At 60.6% G+C, this 8,677-nt stretch carries 8 protein-coding genes; 7 read left to right on the forward strand and 1 reads right to left on the reverse strand.

Annotated elements, in window-relative coordinates; genetic code table 11:
• A partial coding sequence (locus EO136_RS16000; protein ID WP_164730526.1) for a ferritin-like domain-containing protein occupies nucleotides 1-474 on the forward strand: 474 nt, incomplete at its 5' end.
• A gap of 311 nt (nucleotides 475-785) precedes the next feature.
• Here EO136_RS16000 and EO136_RS16005 read toward each other — a convergent pair.
• Nucleotides 786-1,238: a GNAT family N-acetyltransferase gene (locus EO136_RS16005; RefSeq protein ID WP_127145404.1), complete on the reverse strand. Its 453-nt coding sequence runs from the start codon at nucleotides 1,236-1,238 to the stop codon at nucleotides 786-788.
• A gap of 566 nt (nucleotides 1,239-1,804) precedes the next feature.
• On the opposite strand from EO136_RS16005, the gene EO136_RS16010 reads away from it, so the two are divergent.
• The 6 genes from EO136_RS16010 to EO136_RS16035 all read left to right on the forward strand — a co-directional run bounded on the left by EO136_RS16010 (nucleotide 1,805) and on the right by EO136_RS16035 (nucleotide 8,571).
• Entirely contained in the window at nucleotides 1,805-2,218 is a 414-nt protein-coding gene (locus tag EO136_RS16010; RefSeq protein WP_127145405.1) for a hypothetical protein, read from the forward strand.
• 721 nt (nucleotides 2,219-2,939) lie between these two features.
• On the forward strand, nucleotides 2,940-3,935 hold the full coding sequence (locus tag EO136_RS16015; protein WP_127145406.1) for an MHYT domain-containing protein: 996 nt from the start codon (nucleotides 2,940-2,942) through the stop codon (nucleotides 3,933-3,935).
• Nucleotides 3,936-4,010: 75 nt separating this feature from the next.
• Nucleotides 4,011-5,192, forward strand: a complete 1,182-nt coding sequence (locus tag EO136_RS16020) for an ATP-binding protein (RefSeq protein WP_127145407.1) — start codon at nucleotides 4,011-4,013, stop codon at nucleotides 5,190-5,192.
• Between the two features lie 558 nt (nucleotides 5,193-5,750).
• Complete coding sequence (locus EO136_RS16025) at nucleotides 5,751-6,266, forward strand: DUF3489 domain-containing protein (RefSeq protein WP_127143078.1); 516 nt, start codon at nucleotides 5,751-5,753, stop codon at nucleotides 6,264-6,266.
• A 5-nt stretch (nucleotides 6,267-6,271) separates the two neighbouring features.
• The gene (locus EO136_RS16030) at nucleotides 6,272-6,772 is read left to right on the forward strand and encodes a DUF2924 domain-containing protein (RefSeq protein ID WP_127143079.1); all 501 of its coding nucleotides are present in this window, start codon (nucleotides 6,272-6,274) and stop codon (nucleotides 6,770-6,772) included.
• Entirely contained in the window at nucleotides 6,769-8,571 is a 1,803-nt protein-coding gene (locus EO136_RS16035; RefSeq protein WP_127143080.1) for a recombinase family protein, read from the forward strand. Before EO136_RS16030 ends, EO136_RS16035 begins: the two co-directional genes overlap by 4 nt.
• Nucleotides 8,572-8,677: the final 106 nt, after the last annotated feature.

Here is an 8,677-nt window from a genome sequence, read left to right on the forward strand (position 1 = left end):
TACCTCGACCAGCTGCAGGACATCTGGAGCGCCAACACCCAGTCCCTGCCCGTCGTGACCGAACTCGGCCGCGCCGCCCAAGACGAGGAATTGTCCGAGGCGCTGATCGATGGCGGCAACGGTATTGCCGATGGCATCGCCGAAATAGAGAAGCTGTGCAACGACCACGGCATCAAGCCGAACGCCGAGCATTGCAAGGGTATGGAAGGCCTCGTGAAGGAAGCGCGCGCGCATGGCTTGTCCGACGAGATCACGGACGCTGACGTGCGCGATGCAGCCATCATCCCGCAGTATCAGCGCATGGTACATTACGCACTTGCAGGTTACGGGACCCTGGCCGCCTTCGCCAACCGCCTCGGTTTGGACGGTGACGCGGCGGTATTGAAAAAATGCCTCGATCAGACTTACGACGGCGACCGCCGCATGACGGCGATCGCCATGAAGGGCGGGGTCAACAAGGACGCCGTCTCCTGAATTCTGTCCGCAATGAGCAATCTGGGCTGTACGAAAAATCGTACGGCCCTTTTCATGGCATGGACATTCGTAGAGTGGACTTCTGTGCGATGGCACCGACGTCTTGATCAGTCTGCCAGCCAAGTTGTTGTCCGTTTTGCCGTTTGGTTAATTGGAAATATGCCTGTCAGCTTCCGGCCCCGATCTCGCGGTTGTGCCGATGGCGGGATCTTCGCGTGGATGACCGAACTGGGGTGGTTTGCGGACTGACAGCTTTGGGTTTTTCAACGGACCATGTTAGTCGGGCGGCGGTTTCGCCGCCCGACTAACCCCTAGCCGGTCAAGCGCAGACGTGCATTTTCGAAAGCGTAGCCTTCATCATCAAGGCGACGGCGCGACAGCTCTTGAAAACCGAGCCTCGTATAGAAAGTAACGGCCTGCCGATTGTCAGTGTAGACCTCAAGCTCGAGTTGACCCTTGAGGTACAGGGCAAATGAGATGAGCTGGCGTCCGATACCAAGCCCCTGCCGTTGGGGAGAAACGAAAATGCCCCCAACAAAAGTGTCCAGCAGGCTGATGAAGCCGGAGGGTTGGCCACCCACGCATGCCACCCACGTCTCGGCGTTGGGTAGGTATTGATCTTCGATCAGGGCTCGTTGCTCCAGCAAACGCTGTTCGCCGATAAATGGATGAGCCAACAGGGATGCATCGAGCCAGATGCGCGACAGCTTTTTCAAATCGCTTTCCGGCGAATAGGGCCGGACTACAACGTCATAGTTCGTCATGGGAATTCCAAAGAAGAGATATGCAAAAAAGGTCCGGCAACCAATGTTGGTGCCAGGTGAAGCCGCAAATTGCGGTCGAAATCACAAGCCTCTGCGCATAAATCTCCTTTTGCTACCTGTCCGTTTCTAAGCCGCGCCAAAAAGGCGGTCAAGGACCGGAATGGCGTCGGCAGCTGAATGGCCGCCTATCGACCGATTCTACCAAAACCGGTCAGTCCGATACCGGCCCCAATTGCGCCGTTGCTGAGGTGAAGGCATCCCCCGCGGGATGGCCGGCATGGGGTCGACAGCAGCCTGTCGCCAATGGGAACGGTAGCAGGAAGCTCAACCAGCGCAGTTTTGCTATCTCTCTGGAAGAACAAGTCCCCTGGGACCAACTGCTTCGATCCATCGTCCGGTCGCCGAGCTATTCGCCACATGCAACGCTACCCTCGCCACCGGCGCGTGACACTCAAGGTAGCGAGCGCGGCTCGCGACAATGACCCTGCGCAAGCAGCGCCCGGCCTTTCCGGCACTACACACCCGTGCTAACCATTGACGACAGGTTAGTACAGAGAGGCCTTCTCATGCTGCGTACCGCCATCATTGGGTTGTTTTTTTGCGCTCTCGCCGTTCCCGCCTCGGCCCAGGTCATGGATAGTTACTATGCTACGATAGCCGAAGCCGACCGACACAACTCTTCGGGCGCACGGCTGTCCTCACCAGGCGCCGTGCTTCAGCAAGACCGCGCCAACTTCCACCGCTTCGGCATCCGCCAGGCCGATGACCAGAGCGACATGTTCTTCGCTAGCCGCGAACTTCGCGCCCAAATCCCCGAGCTCTACGCCCGGGGTGAGCGTGACAATTGGACCGATGGTGTGCTGTCCGGCGCTTTTGGCCCCGGTGAGGCCTACCTCTTGGTGTTCGTGTGCGGCCCACGCAGCCAGCCTACGCACATCAATGTGGAGCCGGCCGACGGAGATTCCGAACGCGGATGCTGACGCCCACCGCCCCCGGAGGGGCCATCCCTAAAAGGGCGGCCCCTTTACCAATGGGCAGGGGTATAGTTCGCTGCTTCCCAAACATGCAGCCCTTGAGCCCTCCGAACTTGGCGGGCCTGCATTGGTGAGAGGTGAAACTATGCCGATAGGGGCCTTTCGCGCAGACTATGTGGTCTTGCTTCCGTTTCGATTCCCAAAGAATGGCTTCGTGTGCGCCAGGTTGGCCAGCCGCACCAAGTCCTCCACACGCCACGGCCACCGAAGAAAATCGTGGCCGATGTAACCCCTGAGCCCTGCGGAAGGCAAAAAAGCGTCTCAACAGGATCAGCTTGTTTTCCATGTAAATCCTGTACAGCTCCTTATCGTATGTTGGCCCAGCAAGATCGTCTCGGACCCTGCTGCTCAGCTCGCCAAATCGACCGGTGACGAGGACGCGCCCCCCCGTCCAGTCTTCAGGGGCCGACTTGCAAGTTCCTGAAAGCGGACGTTTGGTTGTATGACCTTACCGGCGTAGCCAAGGCTGTTTCCTGTTACCTGACATACTCGTCATTTGGCCCTGTCACCTCGCATCGCCGTTGACCGGCGCCGGGGCGCGCGACCTTGAACGCCGTCTAGCCGCTTAGGCGCCAGATTTACTTGTTGCAGGAGCACCTTGGCGCTTCGCAGTACGTGAACTTGTGCTAACACAGACGCGCATTTTATTGTCCCTAAGGAGCGGACGTTGATCAACGGTACGCACGACAACCTCCTTGTCGTCCTTTCCATAGTCGTTGCAATTGTCGCGTCGTACACCGCTCTCGACTTGGCTGGCCGCACTCACGCTTCCAATCAGCGAACATGGCCACGCGTCTGGTTGGGCGCTGCGGCTCTTGCCATGGGCGGCGGAATTTGGTCCATGCACTTCATCGCCATGCTCGCCCACAGCATGCCGGGGATGGAAGCGTACTATGATCCGGGCCTTACCGCCTTTTCATTTGCGCTGGCGGTGGTTGTAACCGGAGCCGGCTTTACGATTGTGAGTCGGTCTAACAGCGGCGTTTCGTTGCTGGCTAGCGGTCTGCTCATGGGCGGCGGCATCGCCGCCATGCATTACACAGGCATGGCGGCTATGCGCATGCCTGTGTCTTTGAGTTATAATCTGACGTGGGTTGCCGTATCGATCTTCATTGCAATCGGCGCATCAATCGCAGCGCTCTGGCTTGCATTCAGGCAGGCATCGCCGCTGCTGAAGGGCATTGCAGCCATTGCAATGGGCATCGCAATTTCTGGAATGCACTATGCGGGTATGCAGGCGGCGGTATTCACGCCACTCTCGGGTGCGGGCCACACTCACGCTCCATCAAGTATCGGCCAAACCAACCTGGCGCTCGTGGTGGCGGCAGTCACGCTGTTCATCCTCTTCCTGGCGATAATTGCTGCAATGTTTGATCGCCAGTTCGTACATCTGGCGGCGCGCGAGTCCTTGGCCCTGCGGCGTAGCGAGGAACAGTTCCGCGCCCTTTATCGGCGCACGCCGCTGCCTTTACACGCTCTTGATCTCGAGGGGCAGCTTCAAAAGGTGAGCGACGCCTGGCTCGATCTGCTCGGCTACAGCCGGCAAGAGGTGGTCGGGCAGCCCATGACAAAATTCATGACCGAGGAATCGGCGGTGCGGCGTCAGACCATAGATTGGCCGGCACTGCTGTCGGAGGGCGGCCCAGTGGCTCGGGAATACTAGCTGCGCACAAAGAGCGGCTCTACCATCTCTGTGGTCTCCACCTCACGCGTTGAGCGAGACGTCGGTGGTAGCACCATGCACATCGTCGGGGGTCTCATTGATCTCACGGCCAGAAAGCGCGCGGAAGAAGCCTTGGTTCAGGCGCAAAAGATGGAGGCTATCGGGCAGTTGACTGGTGGAGTGGCCCACGACTTCAACAATCTGCTGGCCGTCATTCTCGGCAATCTCGAGCTGTTACAGAAGCGCCTGCCCTCCGATCCGAGGGCAGAGAGGCTAGTGAGTAACGCGCTTGAGGGCGCCAGGCGTGGCGCGTCGCTTACCCAGCGGATGCTCGCGTTTGCCCGCAAGCAGGATTTGCATGTCGAGGCGGTGGACATGGGCAGCCTGATCCGGGGAATGGAAGGTCTGCTTAAAGGCTCGATAGGAGCAGAGACGCCCATACACACAGAGGTCGAAGATGGCCTCCCCCGAGCACTTGTTGATGCCCACCAGCTTGAGTTGGCATTGCTCAATCTGGCGGTAAATGCACGAGACGCCATGCCTGATGGAGGGACCATCTCCATTGTCGTCGGGACGCGCGTGCACAACGCCGATACCGACGACCTTGCCCGGGGACACTATATATCGGTCTCGGTTTCCGACACTGGCACGGGAATGGATCCTGAGATACTTGCGAGAGCACGCGAGCCGTTCTTTACGACCAAGGGCATAGGCAAAGGCACGGGGCTGGGGCTCTCGATGGTCTATGGCTTTGCTGCACAATCTGGGGGAGCATTTGTCCTAAATAGCCAACTGGGACAAGGCACGACGGCCGAGATCTTGCTTCCCATTGCCCCGGCGTTGGAAATTCCCTCAACCGAGCAGGAAAACCGGCAACCCGCAAATGTCCGTCCGCTACGCATTCTTGCGGTGGACGATGATGCATTGGTCCTGATGAACACTGTAGATATTCTCGCCGAGCTTGGACATGAAGTGGTCTCAGCACCGTCCGGGAGTAAGGCTCTCGAGGCGCTGCAAACGCAGGGTCCCTTCGAGTTGGTCATTACTGATCAAGCAATGCCGGGCATGGTGGGGATTGAGCTGTGCAGGAGAGTGCGCAAGATTGATCCGTCCATGTCGATCATTATCGCAACGGGCTATGGCGAGCTATCTGATGCGCCTGACAATGTGGTTGTGGTTTCCAAGCCGTTTAGTGAGGTCACATTGATCGACGCCATCGGCCGAACACAAGCCGCTCGGAGCGAGACGGTTTTATAGTTGTAATACTGGTCCGGGGAGGCCCATCGATCGCGAGATCGTCATGCGTTTGCGGCAGTCCGGCATGCGAGCGCGCAGCCAGCATAGCGCGGATCAACTTTACGCTTTGGTCGAGGCTTGGAAAGGCGTGCGGACTGTGCATCTCATCGCTACTGAACACGAACGATGGGTGAAGGCTGATAATTGAGGCACTGTCGTCCGGATCAGCCTTGACTGCATTTGGCCCGTAAATCACGCCCACCCCCGTCTCAAACCTTTGGTTCATCTCCGAGGGGTCGGAAGCCGTCGCTTGAATCAGCCTGCATTCAATGGCAGCTATCCGGTCCTTGGCAGCCAAATCCTGACAGTCCGGTAACGGCCCCAATCCAGCCTTCCGGCGCCCAGCATTGGCCCAACGCCCTTGCCCTTCATTCCCGCTCGACTTCGGCGTCCCGGCAAGCATTGGTGAGGGTGCTGCGGCGGGGAGAGGCTGCAGTGGGCTGTGTGCCTGGCCTGGTGCCGGGCTTGCCCTGGTAGCGGCGCGGGATCGTCCCGCAGCTGAGGCAAGGGAGCCAAGCGATGACGCACACAATCAACCAGACGCGCGAAGATCAGAACGAGCCCAAGACTGCGGCCGAAGAGCAGATTGGTGTCGGTGAGGCCAGTCAGCTGGCGCGCGCGACCGACACTCAACAAAAGCCAGCCGAGCGCGATGCGGACGACGCTGTCGCTGGTGAGGGAACCGAGCAGGCTGCGGGACCAGGGCCCGAGGCGAAGGCAGCAGAAGCGCCTGATAGCCGCGTTCCCCAGCCCGGCGCATCCCATGACGTCACCCGGCGGTCGGGTCCAGTGAAGGCAGTGGGGGCATCTGCCAGCCCGCGCATCTCCAAGTCCGAGGCGGCGCTCAAACACCTGCGCCGCAAGTCCGGCGCCTCGCTCGCCGAGCTGCAAGAGACGACCGGCTGGCAGGTCCACTCGGTGCGCGGCTTTCTTTCGGGTACGGTCAGAAAGAAGATGGCCCTCGAGCTTTCCAGCGAGGTCACCAAACAGGGCGTCCGACGTTATCACGTCAACGTCGATGCGAAAGCGGTGTGAGCGCCATGCGCGCCTCGGACCAATTGGAGCAGGAGGTCGCGGCCATCGGCGCCCTCTCACGCGAAGACCTCATCGCCCGATGGAAGAAGGCCTTTGGCTGTGCGCCGCCCAAGGGGATCAACAGGCCGCTTTTGGAACGCTCGGCTGCTTGGCATCTACAGGCCGGCAAGCTCGGTGGACTGTCCTCATCGGCGAGAGTTGCGCTTGGGACCAGGGGAAAAGGGGGAGCACGGACCAGGCAGCGCTTTGGAAAGGCTGATAGCGGGAAGGCTCGACAGGGTGCAGATGCGATGTCGGCCTCTGATGGCGCACCCGATCGCAAGGCCAAGACGCCGGCTCCTTCGGTCGGCACGCGGCTGATGCGCGAGTGGAACGGGCGCATGCATGTGGTGGACGTGACCGACCAGGGCATCGTGTTCGACGGGCGGGTCTATGGTTCGCTCAGCGCAGTCGCCAAGCGCATCACCGGCGCGCACTGGTCGGGCCCGAGGTTCTTTGGACTATGAGCGCCCCTCCACACCTGCGCTGTGCCATCTATACCCGGAAGTCTACCGAGGACGGGCTCGAGCAGGAGTTCAACTCCCTCGATGCCCAGCGTGAAGCCTGCGAGGCCTATATCGTCTCGCAGGGCTCGCTCGGTTGGCGCCTGCTCGCTGACCGCTATGATGATGGCGGCATATCGGGGGGCACGATGGAGCGCCCCGGTCTCAAGCGCCTGCTTGCCGACCTGAGGGATGGAAAGGTCGATGTGGTGGTGGTCTACAAGATCGATCGGCTGACCCGGTCGCTTTTCGACTTCGCGCGGCTCGTGGACATCTTAGATGGCGCCAAGGCCTCGTTCGTGTCCGTCACCCAGCAGTTCAACACCACGACCTCCATGGGCAGGCTGACGCTGAACGTCCTGCTTTCGTTCGCCCAGTTCGAGCGGGAGGTTACCGCCGAGCGTATCCGCGACAAGATCGCTGCCTCCAAGCGCAAGGGCATGTGGATGGGAGGCGCCGTCCCCTTGGGCTATCGCGCAAAAGACCGCAAGCTCAGAATCGATGAGGGCGAAGCGACGATCGTGCGCTATCTCTTTGGCCGCTATCTTGAACTGGGGTCGGTGCGCGCGCTGGTGGCCGAGGCCAATGCCGAGCGCTTTCCGGCGAGAAGATGCCCAGATCGCAAGGGTGCAGCTTTGGCGGATGCAGATACCAGCACAGCAAGCGAGAGACAGGAAGGCCAAGACGGTCAGGTAAGATCAATCGCAATCGCTGTGAGCGAAGCTGACCCCGATCCGCAGGTCCGCACCTTCAGCCGGGGCCATCTCTATCACCTGCTTTCCAATCCGATCTATATCGGCAAGGTCAGGCACAAGGGCGTCATCCACCAAGGCGAGCATGCGGCGATCATCGAGCCCGAGACGTTTGCGCGGGCCGAACGCCTGCTCGCCACTCAGGCTCCGGCTCGAAAATCTGCCACCAACGCAACCGATCTGCATCTACTGACCGGTCTCATCCATGACGAGAACGGCACCAGGCTTCGGTCCGTCCACACCAGGCGGGGCGATATGCGCTATCGCTACTATGTCTCCAAAGCGCTCGTTGAGGAGCGCGGGCGCAGCGATGAGCGCGGCTGGCGACTGCCGGCGCGGGAGATCGAACAGGCGTTCGAGATGAACCTGCTAGGCCTCTTCACCGACCCCCGGCGGCTGGCCAACCTCGTTGAGGGCCGCATTCCCGCCGCGAGCATTCCGGCTCTGATCAAAGAGGCTTCAAAGTTGGCTTTGACCTATCGTCAAGCCAGCCCGCAAGATAAGCGCGCGACGATCCGCACGCTCATCACTCGGATTGAGCTCACCGCGGCGCGGATGGTCATCCTGATCGACACGATGGCGCTGGCTGCTGCGCTGGGCCACCAGCCTGGGAACGCCGACCGGTCCACAGCCTCATCTCGCGACGGTATCGACATCGGGTGCCCCATTGCCCTGCGCCGCCGTGGCAAGGAAACACGGATCGTTCTCTCGGAGAAAAGCCAGCGCACCGCGGCGCCGGATGCAACGCTGATCGGGTTGATCCGGAGAGCCCATCACTATCTCACGCAATTGACCGATGGCTCGGGCCGGACCATCAGCGACATCGCTTCGGTCAACAACGTCGATCGATCGGACGTAGGGCGTGCGCTGCGCCTGGCCTTCCTGGCCCCTTCGATCGTCGACAAGATTATCGCCGGCACCCAGCCGGCCGATCTCACCGCCCACAAGCTCTCCCGGCTTGCCGAGTTGCCCGCATCCTGGGCCGAGCAGCAGAAGCTGTTCGAAACCTGAAGCGGACAAAATGGCCCGGCGCAATCCAGCGCCCTTCCTGCCATCACCATCCATCATATCCCCAAACATGGGGACGTCGGGACCGGCCCGGAGAGACTGGCGCCCC

The sequence above is a fragment of the Pelagibacterium montanilacus genome (assembly GCF_003992665.1).
Taxonomy (GTDB): Bacteria; Pseudomonadota; Alphaproteobacteria; order Rhizobiales; family Devosiaceae; genus Pelagibacterium; species Pelagibacterium montanilacus.

Coding starts and splice junctions, on each gene's coding strand:
- EO136_RS16005 (WP_127145404.1), bottom strand. CDS start 1,238: ATGACGAACTATGACGTTGTAGTCCGGCCCTATTCGCCGGAAAGCGAT.
- EO136_RS16010 (WP_127145405.1), top strand. CDS start 1,805: ATGCTGCGTACCGCCATCATTGGGTTGTTTTTTTGCGCTCTCGCCGTT.
- EO136_RS16020 (WP_127145407.1), top strand. CDS start 4,011: ATGCACATCGTCGGGGGTCTCATTGATCTCACGGCCAGAAAGCGCGCG.
- EO136_RS16025 (WP_127143078.1), top strand. CDS start 5,751: ATGACGCACACAATCAACCAGACGCGCGAAGATCAGAACGAGCCCAAG.
- EO136_RS16030 (WP_127143079.1), top strand. CDS start 6,272: ATGCGCGCCTCGGACCAATTGGAGCAGGAGGTCGCGGCCATCGGCGCC.
- EO136_RS16035 (WP_127143080.1), top strand. CDS start 6,769: ATGAGCGCCCCTCCACACCTGCGCTGTGCCATCTATACCCGGAAGTCT.